This is a genomic window from Streptomyces sp. Alt3, assembly GCF_030719215.1.
Taxonomy (GTDB): domain Bacteria; phylum Actinomycetota; class Actinomycetes; order Streptomycetales; family Streptomycetaceae; genus Streptomyces; species Streptomyces glycanivorans.
The window spans coordinates 6,448,843-6,475,513 of sequence record NZ_CP120983.1 but is presented as its reverse complement, the minus strand read 5'-3'; the positions used below and the strand labels follow the sequence as shown (position 1 = coordinate 6,475,513).

At 71.4% G+C, this 26,671-nt stretch carries 24 protein-coding genes; 18 read left to right on the top strand and 6 right to left on the bottom strand.

Annotated elements, in window-relative coordinates; genetic code table 11:
• Nucleotides 1-23: 23 nt before the first annotated feature.
• From P8A20_RS28570 to P8A20_RS28550, 5 genes are read left to right on the top strand one after another with little or no spacing between them, the layout of a single operon-like run.
• Nucleotides 24-968 (top strand): cobalamin biosynthesis protein, encoded by a 945-nt coding sequence (locus P8A20_RS28570; RefSeq protein WP_306104488.1) that lies wholly within the window; start codon nt 24-26, stop codon nt 966-968.
• Nucleotides 965-2,590 (top strand): cobyric acid synthase, encoded by a 1,626-nt coding sequence (locus P8A20_RS28565; protein WP_147962030.1) that lies wholly within the window; start codon nt 965-967, stop codon nt 2,588-2,590. Before P8A20_RS28570 ends, P8A20_RS28565 begins: the two co-directional genes overlap by 4 nt.
• A complete protein-coding gene (locus P8A20_RS28560; protein ID WP_306104487.1) occupies nt 2,587-4,635 on the top strand; it encodes a putative cobaltochelatase in 2,049 nt (682 codons plus the stop codon). The genes P8A20_RS28565 and P8A20_RS28560 overlap by 4 nt, the downstream gene beginning before the upstream one ends.
• Nucleotides 4,635-5,234 carry a cob(I)yrinic acid a,c-diamide adenosyltransferase gene (gene cobO / locus P8A20_RS28555; protein WP_147962028.1) on the top strand — a complete coding sequence of 200 codons (600 nt, stop codon included), beginning with the start codon at nt 4,635-4,637 and terminating at the stop codon, nt 5,232-5,234. The genes P8A20_RS28560 and cobO overlap by 1 nt, the downstream gene beginning before the upstream one ends.
• Nucleotides 5,228-6,574, top strand: a complete 1,347-nt coding sequence (locus P8A20_RS28550) for a cobyrinic acid a,c-diamide synthase CobB (protein ID WP_306104486.1) — start codon at nt 5,228-5,230, stop codon at nt 6,572-6,574. The genes cobO and P8A20_RS28550 overlap by 7 nt, the downstream gene beginning before the upstream one ends.
• Before the next feature lie 74 nt (nt 6,575-6,648).
• On the opposite strand, the gene P8A20_RS28545 is transcribed toward P8A20_RS28550, so the two are convergent.
• Nucleotides 6,649-7,371, bottom strand: coding sequence for a ZIP family metal transporter (locus P8A20_RS28545; RefSeq protein WP_147964332.1), 723 nt, complete (start codon nt 7,369-7,371; stop codon nt 6,649-6,651).
• 143 nt (nt 7,372-7,514) lie between these two features.
• Here P8A20_RS28545 and cobC point away from each other — a divergent pair, with 143 nt between their 5' ends.
• Nucleotides 7,515-9,026, top strand: a complete 1,512-nt coding sequence (gene cobC, locus P8A20_RS28540) for an Rv2231c family histidinol phosphate aminotransferase CobC (RefSeq protein WP_306104485.1) — start codon at nt 7,515-7,517, stop codon at nt 9,024-9,026.
• A 60-nt stretch (nt 9,027-9,086) separates the two neighbouring features.
• Here cobC and P8A20_RS28535 read toward each other — a convergent pair whose 3' ends face one another.
• Together P8A20_RS28535 and P8A20_RS28530 are read right to left on the bottom strand one after the other, a co-directional pair.
• Nucleotides 9,087-10,211 (bottom strand): SCO1860 family LAETG-anchored protein, encoded by a 1,125-nt coding sequence (locus P8A20_RS28535; protein ID WP_306104484.1) that lies wholly within the window; start codon nt 10,209-10,211, stop codon nt 9,087-9,089.
• Between the two features lie 322 nt (nt 10,212-10,533).
• Nucleotides 10,534-11,634 (bottom strand): amidohydrolase family protein, encoded by a 1,101-nt coding sequence (locus P8A20_RS28530; RefSeq protein WP_187282320.1) that lies wholly within the window; start codon nt 11,632-11,634, stop codon nt 10,534-10,536.
• A gap of 104 nt (nt 11,635-11,738) precedes the next feature.
• On the opposite strand from P8A20_RS28530, the gene P8A20_RS28525 reads away from it, so the two are divergent.
• The 5 genes from P8A20_RS28525 (at nt 11,739) to thpD (ending at nt 16,427) form a co-directional block, all read left to right on the top strand.
• Nucleotides 11,739-12,845 carry a pyridoxal-phosphate-dependent aminotransferase family protein gene (locus P8A20_RS28525; protein ID WP_147962025.1) on the top strand — a complete coding sequence of 369 codons (1,107 nt, stop codon included), beginning with the start codon at nt 11,739-11,741 and terminating at the stop codon, nt 12,843-12,845.
• A 338-nt stretch (nt 12,846-13,183) separates the two neighbouring features.
• Entirely contained in the window at nt 13,184-13,708 is a 525-nt protein-coding gene (gene ectA / locus P8A20_RS28520) for a diaminobutyrate acetyltransferase (protein ID WP_147962024.1), read from the top strand.
• Between the two features lie 98 nt (nt 13,709-13,806).
• A complete protein-coding gene (gene ectB, locus P8A20_RS28515; RefSeq protein ID WP_203185443.1) occupies nt 13,807-15,069 on the top strand; it encodes a diaminobutyrate--2-oxoglutarate transaminase in 1,263 nt (420 codons plus the stop codon).
• Between the two features lie 62 nt (nt 15,070-15,131).
• Nucleotides 15,132-15,530 carry an ectoine synthase gene (locus P8A20_RS28510; RefSeq protein ID WP_147964413.1) on the top strand — a complete coding sequence of 133 codons (399 nt, stop codon included), beginning with the start codon at nt 15,132-15,134 and terminating at the stop codon, nt 15,528-15,530.
• Nucleotides 15,531-15,533: 3 nt separating this feature from the next.
• Nucleotides 15,534-16,427 carry an ectoine hydroxylase gene (gene thpD, locus P8A20_RS28505; protein ID WP_306104483.1) on the top strand — a complete coding sequence of 298 codons (894 nt, stop codon included), beginning with the start codon at nt 15,534-15,536 and terminating at the stop codon, nt 16,425-16,427.
• 92 nt (nt 16,428-16,519) lie between these two features.
• Here thpD and P8A20_RS28500 read toward each other — a convergent pair whose 3' ends face one another.
• Nucleotides 16,520-16,780 carry a hypothetical protein gene (locus P8A20_RS28500; protein ID WP_147962012.1) on the bottom strand — a complete coding sequence of 87 codons (261 nt, stop codon included), beginning with the start codon at nt 16,778-16,780 and terminating at the stop codon, nt 16,520-16,522.
• A gap of 107 nt (nt 16,781-16,887) precedes the next feature.
• Between P8A20_RS28500 and P8A20_RS28495 the strand changes: the two genes are divergently transcribed.
• The 4 genes from P8A20_RS28495 to P8A20_RS28480 all read left to right on the top strand — a co-directional run bounded on the left by P8A20_RS28495 (nt 16,888) and on the right by P8A20_RS28480 (nt 19,638).
• A complete protein-coding gene (locus tag P8A20_RS28495; protein WP_306105210.1) occupies nt 16,888-17,724 on the top strand; it encodes a helix-turn-helix domain-containing protein in 837 nt (278 codons plus the stop codon).
• Nucleotides 17,721-17,927, top strand: a complete 207-nt coding sequence (locus P8A20_RS28490) for a DUF397 domain-containing protein (RefSeq protein ID WP_306104482.1) — start codon at nt 17,721-17,723, stop codon at nt 17,925-17,927. The genes P8A20_RS28495 and P8A20_RS28490 overlap by 4 nt, the downstream gene beginning before the upstream one ends.
• A 96-nt stretch (nt 17,928-18,023) precedes the next feature.
• A complete protein-coding gene (locus P8A20_RS28485; RefSeq protein WP_147962010.1) occupies nt 18,024-19,037 on the top strand; it encodes a VOC family protein in 1,014 nt (337 codons plus the stop codon).
• A 109-nt stretch (nt 19,038-19,146) separates the two neighbouring features.
• A complete protein-coding gene (locus P8A20_RS28480) occupies nt 19,147-19,638 on the top strand; it encodes a MarR family winged helix-turn-helix transcriptional regulator (RefSeq protein ID WP_306104481.1) in 492 nt (163 codons plus the stop codon).
• A gap of 70 nt (nt 19,639-19,708) precedes the next feature.
• Here P8A20_RS28480 and P8A20_RS28475 read toward each other — a convergent pair whose 3' ends face one another.
• On the bottom strand, nt 19,709-21,268 hold the full coding sequence (locus P8A20_RS28475) for a glycoside hydrolase family 53 protein (protein ID WP_147962008.1): 1,560 nt from the start codon (nt 21,266-21,268) through the stop codon (nt 19,709-19,711).
• Nucleotides 21,269-21,317: 49 nt separating this feature from the next.
• Nucleotides 21,318-23,363 carry a beta-galactosidase gene (locus P8A20_RS28470; protein ID WP_147962007.1) on the bottom strand — a complete coding sequence of 682 codons (2,046 nt, stop codon included), beginning with the start codon at nt 23,361-23,363 and terminating at the stop codon, nt 21,318-21,320.
• Nucleotides 23,364-23,551: 188 nt separating this feature from the next.
• Here P8A20_RS28470 and P8A20_RS28465 point away from each other — a divergent pair, with 188 nt between their 5' ends.
• Genes P8A20_RS28465 through P8A20_RS28455 form a run of 3 tightly spaced genes read left to right on the top strand, consistent with a single transcriptional unit; the run spans nt 23,552 to nt 26,645 of the window.
• Nucleotides 23,552-24,865 (top strand): extracellular solute-binding protein, encoded by a 1,314-nt coding sequence (locus tag P8A20_RS28465; RefSeq protein WP_147962006.1) that lies wholly within the window; start codon nt 23,552-23,554, stop codon nt 24,863-24,865.
• Nucleotides 24,862-25,788 carry a carbohydrate ABC transporter permease gene (locus P8A20_RS28460; RefSeq protein WP_147962005.1) on the top strand — a complete coding sequence of 309 codons (927 nt, stop codon included), beginning with the start codon at nt 24,862-24,864 and terminating at the stop codon, nt 25,786-25,788. The genes P8A20_RS28465 and P8A20_RS28460 overlap by 4 nt, the downstream gene beginning before the upstream one ends.
• On the top strand, nt 25,785-26,645 hold the full coding sequence (locus P8A20_RS28455) for a carbohydrate ABC transporter permease (RefSeq protein WP_147962004.1): 861 nt from the start codon (nt 25,785-25,787) through the stop codon (nt 26,643-26,645). Before P8A20_RS28460 ends, P8A20_RS28455 begins: the two co-directional genes overlap by 4 nt.
• Nucleotides 26,646-26,671 lie beyond the last annotated feature (26 nt).

Sequence of the window (26,671 nt, the reverse complement as noted above, 5' to 3'; positions counted from 1 at the left end):
GAGGCACGACGGCGGGCTGAGCGGTGCGAGCCGACCGCATCTTCGCGTACGGCGCCGCAGCCGGACTGATCGGCGACATGCTGCTCGGTGACCCCCGGCGGGGCCACCCCGTCGCCGCCTTCGGGCGTGCCGCGGCCGGCGCCGAGAACCTCCTCTGGCGCGATCACCGCGGCTGGGGCGCCCTGCACACGCTCGTGTGCGCGGGGGGTGCCACGGGCGCCGCCGCGCTGGCCGCCCGTGCCGTACGGAACCGTCCCGCCGCCGCGGTCGCTCTGACGGCCGCCGCCACCTGGTCCGTCGTCGGAGGCACGTCGCTGGGCCGCGAGGCGCGTGCCATCGGCGGGGCCCTGGCCGCCGGGGACGTCGAGCTGGCCCGGGAGCGGCTGCCGCACCTCTGCGGCCGGGACCCCCAGGCGCTGGACGGGCCGGGCATCGCCCGCGCGGTGGTGGAGTCCGTCGCCGAGAACACCTCCGACGCCGTGGTGGGGGCCCTCGTGTGGGGCGCGCTCGGCGGGGTGCCGGGGCTGATCGGATTCCGGGCCGTCAACACCCTCGACGCGATGGTCGGGCACAGGTCGCCCCGCCACCGGCGCTACGGCTGGGCCTCGGCGCGGCTCGACGACGTCGTCGGCTGGCCGGGGGCCCGGCTGACCGCGGCGCTCGCCGTCGCCGCCGGGGGACGCCCCCGCGAGGCCGTCCGGGCCTGGCGGGCGGACGCCCACCGGCATCCCAGCCCCAACGCGGGCCCGGTGGAGGCCTCGTTCGCGGGAGCGCTGGGTGTGCGGCTCGGCGGCACCCTGGCGTACGGCGGGCGGGTCGAGCACCGGCCGGTGCTCAACGGCGGGGCCGGCCGGGACGTACAGGTCACGGACATCGAACGGGCGGTGCGGCTGTCGCGCCGGGTGAGTGTGCTGGCCCTCGCCGTGTGCGCGGCGGGGCGGCTGGCCAGGGGACGGAGAGCCACATGAGCGGCGGGTTGCTGGTCGCGGGTACCACTTCGGACGCGGGCAAGAGCGTCGTCACGGCCGGGATCTGCCGGTGGCTGGTGCGCCGGGGGGTGAAGGTCGCGCCGTTCAAGGCGCAGAACATGTCGCTGAACTCGTTCGTCACCCGGGAGGGGGCCGAGATCGGCCGGGCCCAGGCGATGCAGGCACAGGCCGCCCGGGTGGAGCCTTCGGCCCTGATGAACCCGGTGCTGCTCAAGCCCGGCGGTGACCGCTCCAGCCAGGTCGTCCTGATGGGGAAGCCGGTCGGCGAGATGAGTGCGCGCGGCTACCACGGAGGGCGGCAGGAGGCGCTGCTGGGGACGGTCACGGACTGTCTGGAGCAGCTGCGGGGCACCTACGACGCCGTGATCTGCGAGGGGGCGGGCAGTCCGGCGGAGATCAATCTGCGGCGTACGGACATCGTGAACATGGGCGTCGCGCGGGCCGCGCGCTTCCCGGTTCTGGTGGTCGGCGACATCGACCGGGGAGGCGTGTTCGCCTCCTTCTTCGGCACGACGGCGCTGCTGAGCCCGCAGGACCAGTCGCTGATCGCCGGGTACCTCGTCAACAAGTTCCGCGGTGACGTGTCGCTGCTGGAACCCGGCCTGGACATGCTGCTCGGGCTCACGGGACGTCGGACCTACGGGGTGCTGCCGTACGCCCACGGTCTGGGCATCGACGAGGAGGACGGGCTGCGGGTGTCGATGCGCGGCGCCGTGCGGGAGTCGGTCGTCGCGCCGCCGCACGGCGAGGACGTCCTGCGGGTCGCGGTGTGCGCGGTGCCGCTGATGTCGAACTTCACCGACGTGGACGCGCTGGCGGCCGAGCCGGGTGTGGTGGTGCGGTTCGTGGACCGCGCGGAGGAGCTCGTCGACGCGGATCTGGTGATCGTGCCGGGGACCCGGGGCACCGTGAAGGCCCTGGCGTGGCTGCGGGAGCGCGGTCTGGCGGACGCCCTCCTGCGGCGCGCCGCCGAGGGACGGCCGGTGCTGGGGATCTGCGGCGGGTTCCAGGTCCTGGGTGAGCGCATCGAGGACGACGTGGAGTCGCGGGCCGGTCTCGTCGAGGGGCTCGGGCTGCTTCCGGTGCGGGTCCGCTTCGGCCGCGAGAAGGTCCTGGCCCGGCCGGTCGGGACGGCGCTGGGGGAGCCCGTGGAGGGCTACGAGATCCATCACGGTGTCGCCGAGGTGAGCGGCGGCGAGCCGTTCCTCGACGGCTGCCGGGTGGGATCGGTGTGGGGGACGCACTGGCACGGCTCGCTGGAGAGCGACGCCTTCAGGCGGGCGTTCCTGACCGAGGTCGCGCAGGCCGCCGGGCGCCGGTTCACGCCGGCGCCCGACACGAGCTTCGGGGCACTGCGGGAGGAACAGCTCGACCGGCTGGGGGACCTGATCGAGGAACACGCCGACACGGACGCGCTGTGGCGGCTGATCGAGACCGGCGCGCCGGAGGGGCTCCCGTTCCTCCCGCCGGGCGCGCCACCCGCGCCCGGCCTCGTCCCCGGAACGCCCGAGGAGCCCGGGAGACCCGCTCCGGGCGGGCAGGGGCTTGCCGGGGCCGGACGTGAGAGTGAAGACGTGACCGTTACAGAGGAGGCTCCGTGAGTACGCCGTATCCCTTCACCGCCATCGTCGGGCAGGACGATCTGCGGCTCGGGCTGCTGCTCAACGCCGTCAGTCCCGCCGTGGGCGGGGTCCTGGTCAGGGGTGAGAAGGGCACCGCGAAGTCCACCGCGGTGCGGGCGCTGGCCGCCCTCATGCCCGAGGTCGCGGTCGTGGCGGGGTGCCGTTTCTCGTGCGACCCGGGGGCGCCCGACCCGGCGTGTCCCGACGGTCCCCATGAGGCGGGGGCGGGCGTGTCGCGTGCGGCGCGGACCGTGGAACTTCCGGTCGGCGCGTCCGAGGACCGGCTCGTCGGCGCTCTCGACATCGAGCGGGCCCTCTCGGAGGGCGTGAAGGCCTTCGAGCCGGGGCTCCTCGCCGACGCCCATCGCGGGATTTTGTACGTCGACGAGGTCAATCTGCTCCATGACCACTTGGTGGACCTGCTGCTCGACGCGGCGGCCATGGGCGCCTCGTACGTCGAGCGGGAGGGTGTCTCGGTCCGTCACGCGGCCCGTTTCCTCCTTGTCGGGACCATGAACCCCGAGGAAGGCGAGTTGCGCCCGCAGCTGCTGGACCGCTTCGGGCTGACCGTCGAGGTGGCCGCCTCGCGTGACACTGACCTGCGTGTGGAGGTCGTGCGCCGGCGCCTCGCCTACGACGACGACCCGGCCGGCTTCGCGGCGCGGTGGGCGGACGAGGAGGCGGCGCTGCGTGAGCGCATCGTCGCCGCGCGCGCCCTGCTCCCCCGTGTGGTGCTCGGCGACGGCGTGTTGCGGCAGATCGCGGCGACCTGTGCGGCGTTCGAGGTCGACGGGATGCGTGCCGACATCGTCATGGCCCGTACCGCGACGGCGCTGGCCGCGTGGGCAGGGCGCGAGAAGGTCGTCTCCGACGACGTGCGGCAGGCCGCGCTGCTGGCACTCCCCCACCGGCGCCGGCGCAATCCGTTCGACGCGCCCGGGCTGGACGAGGACAAGCTGGACGAGGCTCTGGAGGACGCCGCGGACGAGCAGGGCGGGGGCGACGACGATCCCGACCCCGACGGCCCCGGCGGCGGGGTCCCCCCGCAGGGCGGCGGGCCGGAGAGCGACGGCGGCGGCCCTGACGCGGGCGGCTCCGACGACGGAGGTACGGACGGCGGAGGCGCCGACGCGCCCGGCCGGGAGGACGCCGGGAGCGGGGACGCGCCCGCGCCGGGCGGCGGCGGTGAGCAGCAGCCCGTGCGGGCCGGTGAACCGTTCCGGACGAAGATGCTCAGCGTGCCCGGCCTGGGCGAGGGCGCGGCGGGGCGGCGGTCCAGGGCGCGCACCGAGCACGGCCGGACCACCGGTTCGCGGCGGCCCGAGGGGGCGCTGACGAAGCTGCACCTGGCGGCGACCGTGCAGGCGGCGGCGCCGCACCAGCGGGCACGCGGGCGGTCGGGGCGGGGTCTCGTCGTACGGCGTGACGATCTGCGGCAGGCGACGCGGGAGGGGCGCGAGGGCAATCTCGTGCTGTTCGTCGTGGACGCCTCCGGGTCGATGGCGGCCCGGCAGCGGATGAGCGCGGTGAAGGGTGCGGTGATGTCGCTGCTGCTGGACGCGTACCAGCGCAGGGACAAGGTCGGTCTGGTCACCTTCCGGGGGAAGGACGCCGAGGTGGCCCTGCCCCCGACCTCTTCGGTGGACGCGGCGGCCGCCCGGCTGGAGTCGCTCCCGACCGGCGGGCGCACCCCGCTGGCCGCCGGCCTGCTCAAGGCGCACGACGTGCTGCGTGTGGAGCGGCTGCGCGACCCGTCGCGGCGGCCGCTGCTCGTCGTGGTGACGGACGGCCGGGCGACCGGCGGCGTGGATCCGGTGGCGCTGGCGGGGCGGGCCGGGCGGCTGCACGCCTCCGAGGGCACCGCGTCGGTCGTCGTGGACTGCGAGTCGGGGTTCGTACGCCTCGGTCTCGCCGCACAGCTCGCCCGGGATCTGGGAGGCAGCGCGGTCACGCTCGACGAGCTGCGGGCCGACTCGATCGCCGGGCTGGTCAAGGACATCACTGCTGCCGGGAGGGCCGCGTAATGCCACAGGGACAGCCTGTATCGGTACCGGACGACGGGCTGACGACGCGTCAGCGACGTAACCGTCCACTGCTGTTCGTCCACACGGGGATCGGCAAGGGCAAGTCGACGGCTGCCTTCGGGCTGGCGCTGCGGGCCTGGAACCAGGGATGGCCCATCGGGGTGTTCCAGTTCGTGAAGTCGGCGAAGTGGAAGGTCGGCGAGGAGAACGCGCTGAAGGTGCTCGGGGCGAGCGGCGAGGGCGGCAGCGTCGACTGGCACAAGATGGGCGAGGGCTGGTCGTGGGTCCAGAGAGACAATCAGCTGGACAACGAGGAGAAGGCCCGGGAGGGCTGGGAGCAGGTCAAGCGTGACCTGGCCGCCGAGACGTACAAGCTGTACGTGCTCGACGAGTTCGCCTATCCGATGCACTGGGGCTGGATCGACACCGACGAGGTCGTCGAGGTGATGCGCGACCGTCCGGGAACGCAGCACGTGGTGATCACGGGGCGGAACGCGCCGCAGAAGCTGATCGAGGCCGCCGACCTGGTGACCGACATGTCGAAGGTCAAGCACCCGATGGACGCCGGTCAGAAGGGTCAGAGAGGCATCGAGTGGTGAGTGTTCCTCGTCTGGTCATAGCCGCGCCCGCTTCGGGCAGCGGCAAGACCACGGTCGCGACGGGCCTGATGGCGGCCTTCGCGGAGCGCGGGCTCGCGGTGTCCCCGCACAAGGTGGGGCCCGACTACATCGACCCCGGCTACCACGCGCTGGCCACCGGCCGGCCGGGGCGCAACCTCGACGCGTACATGTGCGGACCCGATCTGGTCGCCCCGCTGTTCGCGCACGGGGCGAGCGGCTGCGACCTGGCCGTCGTGGAGGGGGTGATGGGGCTGTACGACGGGGCGTCGGGGCAGGGTGAACTGGCCTCGACCGCCCAGGTGTCCAAGCTGCTGCGGGCGCCCGTCGTCCTGGTCGTCGACGCGTCCTCGCAGTCGCGTTCCGTCGCGGCCCTCGTGCACGGCTTCGCCTCCTGGGACCCTGAGGTCCGGATCGGCGGGGTGATCCTGAACAAGGTGGCCTCCGACCGCCACGAAGCGCTGCTCCGGGAGGCGCTCGACGAGTCCGGGCTGCCGGTCCTCGGGGTGCTGCGGCGGGCTCCGCAGGTGGCGACCCCGTCGCGTCATCTGGGCCTGGTCCCGGTGGCCGAGCGGCGGACCGACGCCCTCGACGCCGTGCGCGCGATGGGCGACCGTGTCCGCGAGGGCTGTGACCTGGACGCCCTGATGGCGCTGGCCCGCTCCGCACCGGATCTGTCCGGCGGGGCGTGGGAGCCGGAGCCTTACCCGCGGCCCGAAGTCCGGCCCGTGGTGGCCGTGGCGGGTGGCGCGGCGTTCACCTTCGCCTACGCGGAGCACGCCGAGCTCCTGACGGCGGCGGGCGCGGAGGTGGTCGTCTTCGACCCGCTCCACGACGAGAAGCTGCCCACGGGCACGACGGGGCTGGTCATCGGGGGCGGCTTCCCCGAGATGTACGCCCCGGAGCTGTCGGCGAACGAGCCGCTGCGCACGGCGGTGACCGATCTGGCACTGTCCGGGGCCCCGGTGGCGGCGGAGTGCGCCGGGCTGCTCTATCTGGCCCGTGAGCTGGACGGCCGCCCGATGTGCGGGGTGCTGGACGCGTCGGCCCGGATGTCGGAGCGGCTGACGCTCGGCTACCGGCAGGCGGTGGCGGTCGCCGACAGCGTGCTGGCCGTGGCGGGGACCCGGCTGCGCGGCCACGAGTTCCACCGGACGGTGCTGGAGCCCGGGGCCGGACCGACGCCGGCCTGGGGCCTGCACCAGCCCGAGCGGCGCGTGGAGGGCTTCGTGCAGGGCGGCGTGCACGCGAGTTATCTGCATACGCACTGGGCGGCGGCGCCCGAGGTGGCCCGTCGTTTCGTGGAGCGGTGCCGGGGGTGAGGCCACCGCGGTACCCGCGGGTGGTGCCGGGGGCGGGGTCACCGCAGTACCCGCGGGTGGTGCCGGGGGCGGGGTCACTCCGCGACGCCGACCACCAGCCAGATGAAGCCCACTCCCGCGACCGTGCACAGCAGCGTGGAGCGGGCCGGGTGGTCGTGGTGCGCCTCGGGAAGGATCTCGGCTGCCGCGAGGTAGAGGAGCGCCCCGCCGAAGAAGCCGAGATAGCAGCCGAGCAGTTCCTCCGGAAGGGTGAACAGCAGGGTGGTCGCCGCTCCCACGATCGGGGCCAAGGCGTCCGCGTACAGCATGAGGAGCGCCTTGCGGCGGGCGTTCCCGTAGAGGCTGGTGATCGTGTACGTGTTGAACCCGTCGGCGAAGTCGTGGGTGATGACGGCGAGCGCGACGGCGGCTCCCATGCCTCCGCCGACCTGGAACGCGGCGCCGAGTGCAACGCCGTCCATCAGACTGTGGCCCACCATGGCGGCCGCCGCCGTCAGCCCGACCTGCGGCACCCGTTCCTCGCCCGCCCCGTGTGCCGCCTGGCGTACGGCCAGCGAACGTTCGACGAGATGTGCCGTCAGGAAGCCGCCCACGAACAGCAGCAGGGCGGCGGGCACGCCGAAGACCAGACCTCCCGCCGCCTCCACCGCCTCGGGCAGCAGGTCCAGACCGACGACGCCCAGCATCAGCCCGCCGGCGAAGCCGAGCACGAGGTGACGGCGGTCGCTGACGCGCTGGGCGACCCAGCCGCCCGCCAGGGTCATCAGGAACGCGCCGAGCGCGACGAATACCGCCATGGGCCCTTGCTAGCGGATCGACCCCGCTCCCCGCACCTCAGGACGCCCTTACCGGTCCCTCTCCGCGTTCCCCGTACGTCCCTCGTCCGTGAGCCGCTTCCCCGTCCCTGTCCCCGTTCCCGTCCCCGGAAGGACCGCTCCCCATGACCCGAGCCGAGCTCGTCGTCGGTGTCGGCGCCCGTCCCGGCGTCCCGGCCGAGGAGGTGCTCGGCCTCATCCGCAGGACGCTGGAGGAGGCCGGGGCTGCCGCCGGTGACGTGGTCGAGCTGGCGACGCTCGACACCCGGGCCGACGAGCCGGGGATCACCGGTGCCGCGGCGCGCCTGGGCGTGCCCGTCCGGTCGTACACGGCGGAGGCTCTGGCGAAGGTCCCTGTGCCCCATCCTTCGACGGTCTCCCTCACCGCTGTGGCCACCGGGTCGGTGGCGGAGGCGGCGGCGCTCGTGGACGGCTGTGAACTGCTGGTTCCCAAGCGGAAGTCGGCGTCGGCGACCTGTGCGGTGGCGCGTCGGAGACCGGTGGACGTCACCCGGGCATCGACGAATGGCGCCGAGCCGTTCACCATGGCTGCCATGCTGCCCCCCACGAAGCACATCGAGAACGCCGGGCCCGATCTGCGGCACCACGGCGACGCGGAAGTACGCGGCCTGGATCTGACCGACCTCGCAGTCAACGTACGGACCGGCACGCCCCCGGAGTGGCTGCGCCGGCGGATCGTGGCCTCGCTCGGATCACTGGCGGCCTATCCGGACGGACGGTCGGCGCGGACGGCGGTCGCCGGACGGCACGGTCTGCCCGAGGAGAGAGTCCTGCTCACGGCGGGCGCGGCCGAGGCGTTCGTGCTGATCGCGCGGGCCCTGCCGATCAGGCGGCCGGTGGTCGTGCACCCGCAGTTCACCGAGCCGGAGGCCGCTCTGCGTGCAGCGGGCCACGAGGTGGGCCGTGTGGTGCTCAGCCCGGAGGACGGCTTCCGGCTGGATCCGGCAGCGGTGCCCGAGGACGCGGATCTGGTGGTGGTCGGCAATCCGACCAACCCGACCTCCGTGCTCCATCCTGCGGGCGTGCTGGAGCAACTGGCGCGGCCCGGGCGGACGCTGGTGGTCGACGAGGCGTTCATGGACGCCGTACCTGGCGAACGCGAGGCGCTCTGCGCGCGCCAGGACGTCCCCGGGCTCGTCGTCCTGCGCAGCCTGACCAAGACCTGGGGTCTCGCCGGCCTGCGGATCGGCTATGTGCTCGCCGATCCGGCGACGGTCGGCCTGCTCCAGGAGGCACAGCCGCTGTGGCCGGTCTCCTCCCCCGCGCTGGCCGCGGCGGAGGCGTGCATGGAGCCGCGCGCGCTGGTCGAGGCGGCGGACGCCGCGGACCGGATCGCGGTGGACCGTGCGCACCTGCTGGCCGGGCTCGCGGAGTTCAGCGAGGTGCGGGTGGTGGAGCCGGCCGCCGGGCCCTTCGTGCTGCTGCGGCTGGAGCGCGCGGACGAGGTGCGGGAGCTGCTGCGCTCACGCGGTTTCGCGGCGCGGCGCGGGGACACCTTTCCCGGGCTGGGCAGCGAGTGGCTGCGGATCGCCGTACGCGACCGTGTGACGACCAACCGGTTCCTGCAGGCACTGGACCTGGCCCTGCAGGGGCTGCCGCGGAGAGCCGTCGGCTGACGGCTCCCCGGGGCTCGGAGAGCGGTGCTCCGCCGCGCGGGCACCGCTCTCCGAGGAGGATCAGCCCTTGGCGCGCCTGCGGGCGACCACCGTGGCACCGGCTCCGACCGCCAGCAGGGCCGCCGCCGCGCCCGCGATGTACGGGGTCGAGGAGCTGGACCCGGTCTCGGCGAGGTCGCCCGATCCGGAGGCCTGGACGGGGTCGGAGCCCGTCTGGGGCTTCACGCCGACGGGCTCCTCCTTGCCGCCGGTGCCGCCGGTTTCCTGGGAGCCTCCGTCACCGGAACCGCCGCCGGAGCCGTTGGCGCCGCCCGTCGATCCGCCGCCGCCCGAGGTGCCGCCGTTGTCGGAGCCCCCGTTGTCCGAACCGCCGTCACCCGAGCCACCGTTGTCCGAGCCCCCGTTGCCCGAACCTCCGTCGTCCCCACCACCGTTGCCGGAACCGCCGGTGTGCGAACCGCCTCCCCCGGGCGTCTCGCACGTCGCCTCGGCCAGCGCGATCTCGCCCTCCACCTCGGCGACGTTCAGATCCAGCGGGTTCACCGAGACCCGCAGCCGCAGTGCCGTGGCGGCCGCCGTCCGTGTCGTCGTCTCCGTCTTCGAGAGGTCGAGCGTCACGTCACCGACGCCCGGCACGCTCACCTCCGTCGTGCCGCCCGAGGTGAGCCGGATCCGCTTGCCGAGAACCGTCACGTGTCCCAGCACGTTCGACTCCGCGACCGGCTTGCGGCCCACCTCGCACAGCGCCTTCGAGGTCACCTCCCGGACCTCGATCAGCGAGAGCAGCGGCAGCCCCGGCACGTGCACCCGCGCCGCGGCGAGATTCGTGTACCCCTGCGCCCTGCGCTTGTCGACGGTGGCCTCCGCCGTGGCGACATCGGCCTTCAGCACGTGGACGGGGCGGCCCTTCTCGACTCCGTCGAGCTTCACGCTGAGCGCCGTCTTCTCCGCGCCGCCCGGCGCGTGCACCTCGTTGAGCGTGGCCGTGAGCGGCACCTGGACCGACTTGTTCAGGAGCGAGACGTCGAGTCCGGCGCGGAGCACGACCGCGCTCGCCTTTCCGTGGTCACCGGACGGAGTGGCCGGCGTCGTCGCGGTGGCTGCCTGCGCGGGGACGGCGAGGAGCAGGGCGACGGGAGCGGCGGCGATCGCCAGGACGGCCGGACGGAAGGTGTTGCTGTTCAAGATGGTGGAACCCCCACAAGAGACATGGAGCCTCCGGCGCCGTCCAATGGGGGACATCGCGGGCACCGGTGGCCTCGACTCCGTGAATCCTTACGCACAGAGAGTGAACTGGCGGATACCTTCTGCCAGTTCACTCCAAAGAGGGGTTTTCGCGTACGCATTCGAATCTACCGGCACAGGAGTTCCTCGGAGTCACCCGTTTCGCCGCTCGCGGAGTGCGTCCACCTGCCGCCCCGGACGGCGCGCAAAGGTGCTTCAACGAGAGCCGCGCCCCGGAGTCACCGCCGGTCAACACGACGCCTCTTCCGGTGTCAACCGGCGATCAGCCCATCACCCGCCCGTTGAGCACCACCGCCCGCGGCGCGGCGAGCACCCCCACGTCGGCCCTCGGGTCCTCGTCGTACACCACGAGGTCCGCCGGGGCGCCTTCCTCCAGCGCGGGCCTGCCGAGCCACCGGCGCGCGCCCCAGGCCGTGGCGGAGAGCGCGTCCAGGGCGGGAATGCCCGCCTTCACCAGTTCGGCGACCTCGTCGGCGATCAGGCCGTGCGCCAGCGATCCGCCCGCGTCCGTGCCGGTGAAGACCGGGATCCCGGCGTCGTACGCCGCGCGCACGGTGTCGTACCGGCGCTCGTGAAGCCGTCGCATGTGCGCGGACCAGCGGGGGAACTTGGCCTCGCCGCCCGCCGCGAGGGCGGGGAAGGTGGCGATGTTGACGAGGGTGGGGACGATCGCCACCCCACGCTCCGCGAAGAGCGGGATGGTGTCCTCGGTCAGCCCCGTCGCGTGTTCGACGCAGTCGATCCCGGCCTCGACCAGGTCGCGCAGCGAGTCCTCGGCGAAGCAGTGGGCGGTGACCCTTGCCCCGAGCCGGTGCGCCTCGGCGATCGCGGCCTCGACCTCACCGCGCGGCCAGCAGGCGGTGAGGTCCCCGGCGTCTCGGTCGATCCAGTCGCCGACCAGCTTCACCCAGCCGTCGCCGCGCCGCGCCTCCCGCGCGACGTAGGCGACGAGGTCGCCGGGCTCGATCTCATGGGCGAAGTTGCGGATGTAGCGACGGGTCCTGGCGATGTGCCGTCCCGCCCTGATGATCTTCGGCAGATCCTCGCGCTCGTCCACCCACCGGGTGTCGGAGGGCGATCCGGCGTCCCGGATGAGCAGCGTGCCGGCCTCCCGGTCGGTCAGGGCCTGCTTCTCGCTGGTCGCGGCGTCCACGGGGCCCTGGTGGTCGAGGCCCACATGACAGTGGGCGTCGACGAGACCGGGCAGCGCCCAGCCGGTGAGGGTCTCGGCGCCGTCCGCGCCCGGGGGCCTCTCGTAGGTGATCCGGCCGTCCACGGCCCAGAGTCCGTCCCTGACCTCGTCGGGGCCGACGAGCACCCGCCCCTTGATCCGCAGCACCGGCGCCGCCTCCTGATCGCTCATGGACAGCACTGTACGAGGCGGCCCACCCGGGGGTCCGGGAGGTGCTGGGTACCCTCGGACGCAGGCGCTGACCGCGCACCGGCCGACCCGAAGAGAGCACCACCGTGACGCACCCATTCCTCGACCTCGCCCCGCTCACCGCCGCGCGTTTCGCAGCGATCGAGCGGCGGGTGGCCGGCCTCCTCGACACCGAGCAGGACGTCGTCATCATGCAGGGCGAGGCGCTGCTGCCCCTCGAAGGCTGCATCCGGGGCGGCGCCCGGCCCGGTTCGACCGCGCTGAACATCGTGACCGGTCCGTACGGCCAGACCTTCGGCGACTGGCTGCGCGACTGCGGCGCCGAGGTCGTCGACCTCTCGGTCCCCTTCCACTCCGCGGTCACCGCCGAGCAGGTGGAGCGGGCACTGGCGGAGCATCCGGAGATCGACTTCGTGTCGCTGGTGCACGCCGAGGCGGCGACCGGCAACACCAATCCGGTCGCGGAGATCGGCGAGGCGGTCCGGGCGCACGGGGCGCTGTTCATGGTGGACGCCGTCGCGTCGGTCGGCGCGGAGCCGCTGCTGCCGGACGCCTGGGGGGTGGACCTGTGCGTCATCGGCGCGCAGAAGGCCATGGGCGGCCCGGCCGGGGTGTCCATGGTGTCGGTGAGCCCGCGGGCCTGGGAGCGGATGGCGGCGAACCCGCAGGCCCCGCGCCGGTCCTACCTCTCCCTGCTGGACTGGAAGGCCCGCTGGATCGACGGGGGCCGCAGGGCGCTGCCGCACGCTCCCGCGCAGCTGGAGATGCTGGCGCTCGACGCGTGTCTGGAGCGGATCGGGGCGGACGGTCCGGACACGGTCATGGCACGGCACGCCTCGGCCGCCGCGGCGACCCGGGCCGGCGCCACGGCACTCGGCGGCGGGCTGGAGCCGTACGTCCACGAGGCCCGTGACGCGGCGCCCGTCGCGACGACACTGCGCACCCCGGCGGGTGTCGACGCCTCGGAACTGGTGGCGCACGCCTTGGCTGCCGACCCGTCGCTGCCGCTGATCGCGGGAGGCGGGCCGCTCTCGAAGGAGATGATCCGGGTCAACCACTACGGCGTGGACGCGACGCGGGAGGCGGTGCTGTCCTCGCTGGCCGCCCTGGGCGCCGCACTTGCGGACGCGGGCCGGGCGCCCGATTCCGATGCTGCCCGCGCAGCTGTCGAGGAAACCTGGCCGAACAGCTGAATTCAATTCAGCACACACGGTCACGAATTCAATCGAAGCATAAAGGGGAGCCGCTTTACCGTAAGCAGCTCCCCGCATTCTTCTTCCCCCGTTCTCCAGACCTAAACGCCACAGTTCCCGCCGGTCGGATCCACGTAATCCGAACGGGTGTCATGAGAGTTACAACGATGTGACCGAACCCACATCGAGACCGTTATGACCGATTAATTGCGGACAAACACACACGATTCCCCGCCCCGTCGAGGCGAGTCCGCGCCCGCGTGATAACACAGCAGGCCTTCTCACCCAACCCCTTGCGGCGATGCAATTTTGATTTTTGCTGGGTAAATTCAATTCGCATGACCGCCGCACCAGCAGATGTTGCACGTGCCCGAAGCGAATTCCTCAGAATCGACACCCCGCGAGTGGAGGACGGAGCCGCGCTCTGGCGCATCGCCCGCGACTCCGAGGTACTCGACCTCAACTCCTCGTACAGCTACCTGCTGTGGTGCCGTGACTTCGCGGCGACCTCCGTGGTCGCCCGTGACGAGAACGGCGACCCCATCGCCTTCGTGACCGGATACATCCGCCCCGACCGCCCCGGGACGCTCGTCGTCTGGCAGGTGGCCGTCGACCAGGCCCACCGTGGGAAGGGACTGGCGGCCACGCTGCTGGACGCGCTGACCACCCGGGTCGCCTCCGACCAGGGTCTGACGTCGGTCGAGACGACCATCACTCCGGACAACACCGCCTCCGACCGGCTGTTCACGTCCTTCGCACAGCGGCACGACGTGCCGCTGGAGCACGAGGTGCTCTTCGACGGGGCTCTGTTTCCCGAGGGGACGCACCTGCCGGAGGTTCTGTACCGCATCGGTCCCTTCTAGGACCTCCCAGCGCCCCTCCGCGCCCCGCCCGGGCGCGGCTTTCCCGGGCATGCCTGACCCGCCGCCCGTCACAACCCCCCTCGAGCAGGAGATCAGCTGTGACCATCACCCCGCCCGCCCTGAGTGTCTTCGAGAGCCTTGAGTCGGAAGTACGCAGCTACTGCCGCAGCTGGCCCGCGGTCTTCGACCGTGCGCAGGGTGCCCGGCTCACGGACGAGGACGGCCACTCGTACCTGGACTTCTTCGCCGGTGCCGGTTCGCTGAACTACGGCCACAACAACCCGGTGCTGAAACGCGCGTTGATCGACTACATCGAGCGTGACGGCATCACGCACGGTCTGGACATGGCCACGACGGCGAAGCGGGCGTTCCTGGAGACGTTCGAGAACGTGATCCTGCGTCCGCGTGATCTGCCGTACAAGGTGATGTTCCCGGGTCCGACGGGCACGAACGCCGTGGAGTCGGCGCTGAAGCTGGCCCGTAAGGTCAAGGGCCGTGAGTCGGTGGTCTCGTTCACGAACGCCTTCCACGGCATGTCGCTGGGTTCGCTGGCGGTGACGGGCAACGCGTTCAAGCGGGCCGGTGCCGGTATCCCGCTGGTCCATGGCACGCCGATGCCGTTCGACAACTACTTCGACGGTCAGGTCCCGGACTTCCTGTGGTTCGAGCGGCTGCTGGAGGACCAGGGGTCGGGGCTGAACAAGCCGGCCGCGGTGATCGTGGAGACGGTGCAGGGCGAGGGCGGCATCAACGTGGCCCGCGCCGAGTGGCTGCGCGCGCTGCAGGATCTGTGCCACCGCCAGGACATGCTCCTGATCGTGGACGACATCCAGATGGGCTGTGGGCGGACCGGCGGTTTCTTCTCCTTCGAGGAGGCCGGGATCGTCCCGGACATCGTGACGCTGTCGAAGTCGATCAGCGGTTACGGTCTGCCGATGTCGCTGTGCCTGTTCAAGGGCGAGCTGGACGTCTGGGAGCCGGGCGAGCACAACGGGACCTTCCGGGGCAACAACCCGGCCTTCGTCACCGCCGCCGCCACGCTCGACGCGTACTGGGCCGACGGTCAGATGGAGAAGCAGACCCTGGCCCGCGGCGAACAGGTCGAGCAGACACTGCTGGCTATCTGCGGCGAGGAGGAGACCGCGCAGTTCCGCGGCCGCGGCCTGGTCTGGGGCCTGGAGTTCACCGACCCCGAGCGCGCGTCCGCCGTCTGCAAGCGCGCCTTCGAACTGGGCCTGCTGCTGGAGACCTCCGGCCCGCAGTCCGAGGTCGTGAAGCTGCTCCCGCCGCTGACCGTCACCCCCGAAGAGCTGGACGAGGGCCTGCGCACGCTGGCCCGGTCCGTCCGTGAGACCGCCTGAGCGGGGTACTCCCCCGCCCGGGCACCAATGAGCAGGACAGAAGAGAAAGGCACCATCGCACCGTGATCGTCCGATCTTTCAGTGACATCGAGAACACCGACCGGCACGTCAGGTCCGCTTCAGGTACCTGGGAGAGCAAGCGCATCGTGCTCGCCAAGGAGAAGGTGGGCTTCTCGCTCCACGAGACCGTGCTGTACGCGGGCACGGAGACGTCGATGTGGTACGCCAACCACATCGAGGCCGTCCTGTGCACCGAGGGCGAGGCCGAGCTCACCAACGACGAGACCGGCGAGAAGCACTGGATCTCCCCCGGGACGATGTACCTGCTGAACGGGCACGAGCACCACACACTGCGCCCCAAGACCGACTTCCGCTGCGTGTGCGTCTTCAATCCCCCCGTCACCGGACGGGAGGACCACGACGAGAACGGTGTATACCCGCTGCTGACAGAGGAGGGCTGAACCATGACCACCGATGTACGCGCCGACCTGTACCCCTCGCGCGGCGCCGCCGAGATGACCACTCCCCGCCAGGGCCCGGTCATCTGGTCCGCGCCGGGCGCGCCGGGACCGATCGCCGCGAAGGACCTGCAGTCCTTCGAGCACGACGGCTTCCTCGCCATCGACCAGCTCGTCACCCCCGACGAGGTGGCCGGCTACCGCGCCGAGCTGGACCGGCTGGTCGCCGACCCGCTGGTCCGCGCCGACGAACGCTCCATCATCGAACCCAAGACGCAGAGCGTGCGTTCCGTCTTCGAGGTCCACAAACTCAGCGAGGTCTTCGCCCGACTGGTCCGCGACGAACGCGTGGTGGGCCGCGCCCGCCAGATCCTGGGCTCGGACGTCTACGTCCACCAGTCCCGGATCAACGTCAAGCCCGGCTTCGGAGCCTCCGGCTTCTACTGGCACTCCGACTTCGAGACCTGGCACGCCGAGGACGGCCTGCCCAACATGCGGGCCGTGTCCGTCTCGATCGCCCTGACCGAGAACCTCGACACCAACGGCGGGCTCATGATCATGCCCGGCTCCCACAAGTCCTTCGTCGGCTGCGCCGGCGAGACACCCAAGGACAACTACAAGAAGTCCCTCCAGATGCAGGACGCCGGCATCCCCTCCGACGAGGTCCTCACCGCCATGGCCGACCGCCACGGCATCAAACTCTTCACCGGCAAGGCAGGCTCGGCCACCTGGTTCGACTGCAACGCCATGCACGGCTCCGGGGACAACATCACCCCCTACGCCCGCAGCAACGTCTTCATCGTCTTCAACAGCGTCGACAACACCGCCCAGGAACCCTTCGCGGCCCCCGTCCGCAGGCCCGACTTCATCGGCGCCCGCGACTTCACCCCGGTGAAGTAAGGGCGTACGACGGTCAAAAGGGGCGGGACGCACAGGGCGTCCCGCCCCTTCCGCGTACGGTTCACCCGACGACGACCCGTCGGCCGGGCGGCTCACAGGTAACGTCCTTCGCTCCGGGCGTTGCACCGCGCGTTCTCCGCGCGAAGCCGCTCCATCGTCGTCGCGAGACGTACGAACGCCGGATCGACCTCCCATTCGGCCCCGCCCCGGACCGGGCGCAGTGACCAGTAGGGTCCCGCGACTCCTCGGAACTCTCCCACCCGGTCATCACGGACGGTGTCCACGACGAGGGTGCCGGGGGGCGGCGGGTGTGGGGGATTCTGTCCGCCAAAAGGGCTGTATGCCCCAGCCATTGCGACTCCACTCCGTAGCCGTTCCACTACCAAGGCGGCTCAGCGTGGCCTAGAGTCAGGCTCTCTTCAACGTGTCAGTCGTGAGCGGAAAGTTGGTGGAAGCCCTTTTGAACCGCAAGGAGCTGAACCCCGGTAGCAGCCCACAAGCCGCCTACGGCGCGCGGTTACGCAGGTCACGCGAGGCTCGCGGGTGGAAGCAGGAAGACCTCGCGGCACGCATGGAGTATTCGAGTACGCACGTCTCTGCCGTGGAAACCGGCCGCAAGCTTCCGACTCTGCGTTTCTCGCGGAGTACCGACCTCGCCTTCGGAGTCGGAGACACCAAGGACAGCTTCGAACGCGAGTGGGCCGAGATCCGGAACGGCTCGCTGCTCGAAGGGTTCCCTGAGTACGTGGGGTTCGAAGAACGCGCGGTAGAGATCCGCCTGTTCGAGATCGGCCTCGTCCCGGGGCTTCTGCAAACACCCCAGTACGCACGCGCGCTGGCACAGGGCGAGGTCCAGCGCGGCGCAATCACTCCCGAACAGGCCGAGGAACGCGTCTCGTTCCTCGCTGAGCGTCAGTCCGCAACCACGCGAAGCAAGCCGCCGATGATGCTCGTGGTGATGGACGAGAGTTGCCTTCGGCACCAGGTCGGCGGCGCCGAAGTCATGGCCGCACAGCTTCAGCGACTGGTCGACTTCGCGGCCCTGCCCAACACGGTGCTCCAGGTGTCGCCTTTCGACGTGGGTGCGAGGCGAGCGTTCAACCTGCCGGTCAACCTGCTCACCATGGCTGACCGCAGCATGGTCGGCTACGCCGAGTCCCAGGCCCAGGGACACCTGGACCGCGAGACCACGCATGTCCTGTCCATGCTGACCGCCTACCATCACCTACAGGCCGAAGCGTTGTCGCAGGCGGCTTCCGTGGCCATGATCCAGGTGATGAAAGGGACGGTTCCGTGACTGACGAGCCTCGCTGGCACAGGTCCTCCTACAGCTCGAACGGCGGCAACTGCATCGAGGTGGCCCCCGACCTCGCCCGCCCTCACGGCGTGGTTCCCGTCCGCGACTCCAAGAACCCGGGCGGCGCCGTCCTGAACCTGCCCGTCGCCTCCTTCGCCTCCTTCGTGGACGGCGTCAGGGCGGGAGCGTTCGGCAAGGCCTGAAGGGCAGTTCACCCCCGACCCGTCAGGGATACCCGCCGCGGCCGAGCTGTCCAACTCGCTGGACCCGGGCCCGGGTCAGCGGCGACAGTGGCGCCCATGACCTCACTCGTACAGCACATCACCATCGACTGTGCCGACGCCTACAAGCTCGCCGGCTTCTGGTCCGAGGTGCTCGGCTCGCCGATGTCCGACGACGACGAGCCCGGTGATCCCGAAGCCCTCGTCGACTCGCCCCGGGGCGCGCTGCTCTTCGTCACGGTGCCCGAGTCCAAGAGCATCAAGAACCGGATCCATCTCGACCTGCGCCCCGAGGGCCGCACCCGGGACGAGGAGGTCGAGCGGCTGCTCGCCCTGGGGGCGACTCCGGTGGGCGACCACCGCAAGCCGAACGGCCGGGGCTGGGTGACGCTCGCCGACCCGGAGGGCAACGAGTTCTGCGTGGAGTGCAGTGCGGGGGAACGCGCCGCACTGACCGGTACACGGCTGCCCGTGACGGCCGACGACGTGTCGCTGGCGGTCCGGCTCGCGGCCGACACCCTCGCCGGGTCCCCCGCCCAGGACTGGCGGGTGCCTGCCGGTGGTCTGACGTGGGACTGCTGGGAGACCGTCGAGCACCTGAGCGACGACCTCTTCGCCTACGCCGTCCAGCTCGGCCCGCGCAGGCCGCCGCAGGACCGTGAGGTGCCCTACCGCTACGGGTCCGAACGCGAGGGCGGGCCCGGGAACTCGATCTTCGCGAACCCGGATGCGGGCGTTCCCGGGCTGCTCCAGACGCTGGAGGCGAGCGGGGCCCTGCTGACCGCGATGGTGCGGACGACCCCGTCGGACGTGCGCTCCCACCATGTGTTCGGGCTGTCCGACCCCGAGGGCTTCGCCGCGATGGGCATCGTGGAGACCCTCGTGCACACCTATGACGTCGCCGCCGGGCTGTCGCTTTCCTGGGCTCCGCCCCAGGACCTCTGCGACCGGGTACTGGCCCGGCTCTTCCCAGACGCCCCGGACGACGAGGACCGGTGGACCGTGCTGCTCTGGTCCACCGGCCGCGCCGATCTGCCGGGGCGCCACCGTGTCACCTCGTGGAAGTGGCACGGTGCGCCGCTGGACCGGTGAGCCGTGGACGATCCCGTGAGCTGCCACGGGTCGGCGTATACCGGCCACGTCACGGCCGGTTGCGGCGGTCCGGGGAGCCCGGCCGGGGTCCGCCGGTAGCGTCGACGACATGGAACAGCTGACCGGCACCACCCTCACCGATCAGGCGCCCGCTGACCCGGCGGCCACGGACGACGCACTGGCCACCCAGCCCGTCGGGTACTGGAGCGGGCTGGCCCACGCGGCCGTGACCCGCCATCTGCGGGACGCCATGGCCAGGATCGACGTGACCCAGCCGCAGTACTGGGTGCTCAACCGGGTGCACGGCGGGCCCGCAGCGCCCACCCGCGAGGAGGTCGTCGCCCAGCTCACCCCCCTCGCCGACGGACCGCAGGACATCTCCCGGGTCGTCGATCAGCTGCTCCACCGGGGCTGGCTCGGCGAGGAGGGGCAGCGCCTCGTCCTCAGTGCCGAGGGGGAGGCCGCCCGGCTGCGGCTGCGTGAGCTGATGACCGGCCTCCGCGCCGAGGTCCACCGAGGGATCAGCGACGCGGAGTACGTGGCCGCGCTGAAGGTGCTGCGGGCGATGGTGGCCAACATCGAGGGCCGGGCCACCGCCTGAATCCCTCCCCCGCTGCGGACGGGTGCCGCCGGTCCGGTCCGCCGCGGGCGTCCCGGACCGGCGGAGCCGGCTACCGGTGCGAGAACCAGGTGGCAGCAGGCAGCAGCTTGCCGTCGTAGTCGAACACCGCCTGGTTCTCCCACGCGTTGCCCGACGCCGGGTCGGCCGGGTCCCAGCCGCTGCCGGTGACGGCGGTCCAGGCCGGCTCCCAGTACACGGCGCCGAGCCCCCGGCCGTTCGGGACGGCCTCGACGACGTTCATGACGTCCCGGAGGTTCGCCGCCTGACCGGCCGGGGACGCCGGGTATCCGCTGACCAGCTGGCTCGCGGTGGCCACGTTGTTCTCCAGGCCGTCGTCGTCGGCCAGCGTGTGGGCGTAGGCCGTCTCGGCGACCAGCACCGGCTTCCCGTAGCGGGAGGCGGCGTCGTCGAGGTTGGTCTGGAGCTCGGACAGCGAACCGTGCCAGTAGCCGTAGTAGGAGAGTGCGATGACGTCGAAGGGCACCTTCTGTGCCACGGCGTTGTCGAACCACCAGCGGGTGCCCGCGTTGTCACCGCCCTCGGCGAGGTGCAGCGCCACCTTCGTGCCGGAGGAGACCGCCTTGGCCGCGTTCGCCCCCGAGGTGATCAGGCCCGCCAGCTGTGACCAGTTGCCGGTGGAGCCCTCGGGCCAGAGCATCCCGCCGTTGATCTCGTTGCCGATCTGCACCATGTCGGCCGTGGTGCCCTGGGCCTTGAGGGCGTTCAGCACGTCGTAGGTGTGGTTGTAGACGTCCGTGCGGAGCTGGGCGTAGCTGTGGCCCGCCCAGGCGGCGGGCTTGTTCTGCTTGCCGGGGTCGGCCCAGGCGTCGGAGTAGTGGAAGTCGATCAGGGTCTTCATGCCGAGGGCCTTGGCGCGCTTGGCCATGGCCAGGACCCGGGCCTTGTCGTTGTAGCCGTCGGCCGGGTTCACCCACACCTTGAGGCGTACGTAGTTCATCCCGGAGCTCTTGAGGATGCTCATGGCGTCCCCGGCCGTGCCGCCGGCGTTGCGGTACGTGGCGCCGTGGGCCTCGTTCTTCGGCAGCGTGGAGAGGTCACCGCCCCTGACGCTCAGCCCGGTGCTCCCGGGGGTGAAGGTGATGTCGTCGAAGTTCGCCCACTCCCCCGCGTGCGCGTCGGAGTTGAGGCTGATCGTGCAGGCCCCGCCGGTCACCTTGACGGAGGTGACGAGCCGGATCCACTCGCCGTTCGCGGTCGGGGGCAGGTCGGTCCGCTGCTCGGCCGAGCCGCAGTTGCGCAGGGCGATGTAGGCGGAGTTCTGGCCGCCGCCGGAGCGCACCCAGGCGCTGAGGGTGTACGTGCCGTCGGTCAGGCCGCTCAGGTACTGGTAGGTCTCGACCTTGTACGCCGAGGCCGACCAGTGGCTGAGCCGGGTGCTGCCGCCGTGGCCGCCCGCCTCGGTGAAGGAGGCGGCGTTCTGGCCTCCGGCCGAGTAGGTCGACCAGCCGGTGGCCCCGGACTCGAAGCCGGTGTTGACGGGGGCGGTGGCCGCGTGGGCGGCCTGGGCGGGGAGTGCGGCGAACACGAGGCCGGAGAGTGCGGCCACCGCCCCGGCCGCTTTCGCGCGGGTGTGCGTCGTTCCGTACATCGTCGATGTCCCTTCGACAGTTGTGCGGGATTCCCTGTGGGTGTGCGCCTCAGCCGTCGAGCCGTACGACACGGACCGCGCCCGCCGGAACGGCGAGCTTGTCCGCGGCGGGCTCGCCGGTGAGGAGTTCGGTGCCGGGGGTGTCGAGCGGCACCACCACCTCGGCGTCGGTGTGGTTGATCACGAAGAGGTAGCTGCCGTTGTCGCCGGTGCGGCGTACGACCTCGACGTCGTACGGCAGGCTCGTGCGGGGCTCGATGCGGGCGTCGGCGGCGGCCCGGTCCAGGACGGCGTCCAGCTCCGGGCCGGAGAGCCGGGTGGAGATGTACCAGGCGGTGCCCTCGCCGAGCTGGTTGCGGGTGACGGCGGGGCGGCCCGCCGGGATGCCGTCGGCGTACGACCAGAGCGTCTCGGCGCCGCGCGGGATCACCACGTCCGACCAGAGGTCGCCGGTCAGTTCCGGGCCCTCGGGGGCGCCCTCGGGGGTGATCAGACGGACGGTTGCGCCTTCGCCGAGAGGCGCGAACTCCTCGACGGTCAGGCCGAGTACGTCCCTGAGCGGGCCCGGGTAGGCCCCGGGGTGCACGGCGTCGTCGGTGTCCACGATGCCGGAGAAGTACGAGACGACGAGGGTGCCGCCCTGCTCGACGTAACGGCGCAGGTTGCGGCCGGTCTCCTCCGTGGCGAGGTAGAGGGCCGGGACGACGACCAGCGGGTAGCCGCTGAGGTCGGCGTCCGGGTGGGCGAAGTCGACGGTGAGGTGGCGGTCGAAGAGCGAGGCGTAGAAGGTGTCGGCGCGCTCGCGGGCGTCGTGCTCCTCGCTGGGGCGCCATTCCAGGCCCTGGGCCCACCAGGACTGCCAGTCCCAGATCATCGCCACGTCGGCGACGGTCCGGGTGCCCCGGATGCCCTCCAGCAGGCCGAGTCCGGCGCCGAGCGCGCTCACCTCGCGCCAGATCCGCGAGTCGGTGCCGGCGTGCGGGACCATCGCGGAGTGGAACTTCTCGGCGCCGCGCCGGGACTGCCGCCACTGGAAGAACATCGCGCCCTCGGAGCCCCTGGCGACGTGGGCGAGGCTGTTGCGGGCCATCTCGCCGGGGCGCTTGGCGGGGTTGCGGGGCTGCCAGTTGACGCCGCTGGTGGAGTGCTCCAGCAGCAGCCAGGGAGCGCCGCCGGCGACGGAGCGGGTGAGGTCGGCGGCCATGGCGAGGTTGACGTGGGTGCGGCGGCCGTCGGTGATCAGGTAGTGGTCGTTGGAGACGATGTCGACCTCGCGGCCCCAGGCCCAGTAGTCGACGGATTCGCACTGGCTGAGCGCGGTCATGAAGTTGGTGGTGACCGGGATGCCGGGGGCGAGCCGGTGCAGGATGTCGCGTTCGGCGGTGAAGTTCTCCCGCATGGTGGCGTCGGCGAAGCGGGCGTAGTCCAGCTGCTGGGCCGGGTTGCCGACGGTCGGGGTGGTGCGGGGCGGGTCGATGTCGTCGAGGCTCCGGTAGCGCTGGCCCCAGAAGGCGGTGCCCCAGGCCTCGTTGACCGCGTCGGCCGAGCCGTGCCGGGCGGTGAGCCAGCGGCGGAAGTGCGCGCCGCAGCTGTCGCAGTAGCAGGCGCTGACCGGGACGCCGTACTCGTTGTGGACGTGCCACATGGCGAGCGCGGGGTGGCTCCCGTAGCGGCGGGCGAGCTGTTCGGTGATGTTCGCCGCCGCCGCGCGGTAGGGGGCGGAGCTGTGACAGATGGCGCCGCGTGATCCGAAGGCGTACCGGACCCCGTCCCGGCTGACGGGCAGGGCCTCGGGGTGGGCGCGGTAGAACCAGGCCGGCGGGGCGACGGTGGGGGTGCCGAGGTCGGCGCGGATGCCGTTGACGTGCAGCAGGTCCAGGAGACGGTCGAGCCAGCCGAAGTCGTAGGTGCCCGGCTCGGGTTCCAGCAGCGCCCAGGAGAAGATCCCGACGCTGACCATGGTCACGCCCGCTTCCCGCATCAGGCGTACGTCCTCGTGCCAGACCTCTTCGGGCCACTGCTCGGGGTTGTAGTCGCCGCCGAAGGCCAGCTTGTGCAGGCCGACCGGGTAGGGCGCGGATTCTGAGTGCGGCATGGACAGCTCCTGGCTCTTCGGGTCAACTTCTGGGAACGTGCACACACACTCTCGGCGGCGCAGGGCCAACATAACCGCACAGCAACAACCATTGACAAGTGTCGGTTTCGTTTCTCTACTGTGAACGCTCACAGCGCAGTTCCGGCCAGTCCGCCGACGCGTCTGTTCGTCTCGCCAGGGGAGAAACCATGAAATACCGCACCGTCGCGGTGTCCACCGCCGCAGCTCTCGCCGCCACCGCCCTGCTCTCGGGGTGCGGCTCGGACGACGGCGGCGACGAACCGGCCGCTTCCGGGCCCGCATCGCTGACGTACTGGGCGTGGGCCCCCGGCCTGGACAAGGTCGCCGACATCTGGAACAAGGGCCCCGGCAAGGAGGCCGGCATCACCGTCACGGTGAAGAAGCAGGCCTCGGGTGACGACCTGGTCACCAAGATCATCACGGCGGCGAAGGCCCACAAGGCCCCCGACCTGGTCCAGGCCGAGTACCAGGCACTCCCCACCCTGGTCTCCAACGACGTCCTCGCGGACATATCCGAGGAGGCGGGCGACGCCAAGGGCGAGTTCGCCGACGGGATCTGGCAGCAGGCGACGCTCGGCTCCGACGCCCTGTACGCCCTGCCGCAGGACTCCGGCCCGCTGATGTTCTACTACCGCCAGGACCTCTTCGAGCAGTACGGCCTGACGGCGCCGACCACCTGGGACGAGTTCGCCGAGACCGCCCGCGCGCTGAAGAAGAAGGCGCCGGACAAGGACCTCACCACCTTCTCCTCCAACGACTCGGGCCTCTTCGCGGGTCTCGCCCAGCAGGCGGGCGCGAAGTGGTGGACCACGGGCGGCGACAAGTGGAAGGTCGCGATCGACGACCCCGCCACGCAGAAGGTCGCGGACTTCTGGGGCGGCCTGGTGAAGGAGGGGGCCATCGACAACCAGCCGATGTACACCCCGGCCTGGAACAAGGCACTCAACACCGGCAAGCAGGTCGCCTGGGTCAGCGCCGTCTGGGCGCCGGGCACCCTGACCACCGCTGCGCCCGAGACGAAGGGCAAGTGGGCGATGGCCCCGCTCCCCCAGTGGACCGCCGGTGAGAACGTCACCGGCAGCTGGGGCGGTTCCTCCACGGCCGTCACCAACGACTCCAAGAACAAGAAGGCCGCCGCCACCTTCGCGAAGTGGCTGAACACGGACCCGACGGCGCTCGCCGCGCTGGTGAAGGAGGGCGGCATCTACCCCGCCGCCACGGCCGCGCAGACCGGTGGCGCCCTGTCGAAGGCCCCGGACTACTTCTCCAACCAGCCCGACTTCTACACCGAGGCCGCCAAGATCGCCCAGGGCACCGCCCCCGCGGCCTGGGGCCCGAACGTCAACGTCGCGTACAGCGCCTTCAAGGACAACTTCGCCGCGGCCGCCAAGAACAGGTCGGACTTCGGCGCCGCGCTGACCGCCATGCAGGACGCCACCGTCGCGGACCTGAAGAAGCAGGGCTTCGGAGTCTCGGAGTGACTCGCACACCCCGCAGGAAGGCGTACGGGGTCAAGAGCGCCCCGTATGCCTTCCTGGTCCCCGCCACCCTCCTGTTCCTGCTCTTCTTCGCGCTCCCCATCGGCTACGCCGTGTACCTCAGCTTCCGCAGGACCGAGGTCAAGGGGCTGGGCCTCGGCAAGGACGCACGGGAGGAGATCTGGGCCGGCGTCGCCAACTACACGGACGCGCTGTCCGACTCGGAGCTGCTGGACGGAGCGCTGCGCATCCTCGGGTACGGCGCGATCGTCGTCCCGGTGATGCTCGGCCTCGCCCTGCTCTTCGCCCTGCTGCTCGACACCGACGGGCTACGGGCGCGCGGCTTCAGCAGGCTGGCGATCTTCCTGCCGTACGCGATCCCCGGCGTCATCGCGGCGCTCATGTGGGGCTTCCTGTACCTGCCGGACGTGAGCCCCTTCCTCTACCTGCTCGACGCGGCGGGGCTCCCGCAGCCCGACCTGCTGGACGGCGGTCCGCTGTATCTCTCGCTCGCCAACATCGCGGTCTGGGGCGGCACCGGCTTCAACATGATCGTGATCTACACCTCGCTGCGGGCCATCCCCGCCGAGGTCTTCGAGGCCGCGCGGATCGACGGCTGCTCGCAGCTCCAGATCGCCCTGCGCATCAAGATCCCGATGGTGGCGCCGTCCCTGATCCTGACCTTCTTCTTCTCGATCATCGCGACGCTCCAGGTCTTCAGCGAGCCGACCACGCTGAAGCCGCTGACCAACTCGCTCTCCACCACCTGGAGTCCGCTGATGAAGGTCTACCAGGACGCCTTCGTCAACAACGACATCCATGCGGCCGCCGCCCAGGCGGTCATCATCGCCCTGGCCACCCTCGCCCTGTCGTTCGGCTTCCTCAAGGCGGCCAACTCCCGTACGAAGCAGGGAGACTCCCGATGAGCACCCCGTCCCTCGCCGCCCCCGGCCGCCGGCGGCTCCCGCTCGTGCCGACCGCCGCGCTGTTCCTCGGCGCGCTGTACTGCCTGCTGCCCGTCGTCTGGGTCCTGGTCGCCTCGACGAAGTCCGGCAGCGAGCTGTTCTCCACCTTCACCTTCCTGCCCGGCTCCGGCTTCACGGACAACGTCGCCGATCTCACGGAGTACCGCGACGGGGTGTACTGGAGGTGGATGGCCAACTCGGCCTTCTACGCCGGGGTGGGCGCCCTGCTCTCCACGGCGGTGTCCGCGGTCTCGGGTTACGCGCTGGCCGTGTACCGCTTCCGTGGCAAGGAGACCGTCTTCAACATCCTGCTCGCCGGGGTGCTCATGCCTCCGGTGATCCTGGCCGTGCCGCAGTACCTGCTGCTGGCCCAGGCGGACATGACCGACTCCTACCTGTCGGTGCTGCTGCCGCTGATCCTCTCCCCGTACGGCGTCTACCTCGCGCGGATCTACGCGGCGGCCGCCGTGCCGGCCGACGTGATCGAGGCCGGGCGGATGGACGGCGGCGGCGAGTGGCGGATCTTCCGGACCATCGCGCTGCCGATGATGCTGCCGGGGCTGGTGACGGTGTTCCTGTTCCAGTTCGTGGCGGTCTGGAACAACTTCCTGCTGCCCTACATCATGCTCGGCGACGACGAGAAGTTCCCGGTCACCCTGGGGCTCTACACGCTCCTCCAGCAGGGCTCGAACACTCCGGCGCTCTACACGCTGGTCATCACGGGCGCGCTCCTGGCGATCATCCCGCTGATCGCCCTGTTCCTCGTGATCCAGCGGTTCTGGAGCCTCGACCTGCTCTCCGGCGCCGTAAAGTCCTGACAGCTCCTCAACAGGGCACCCCTTCA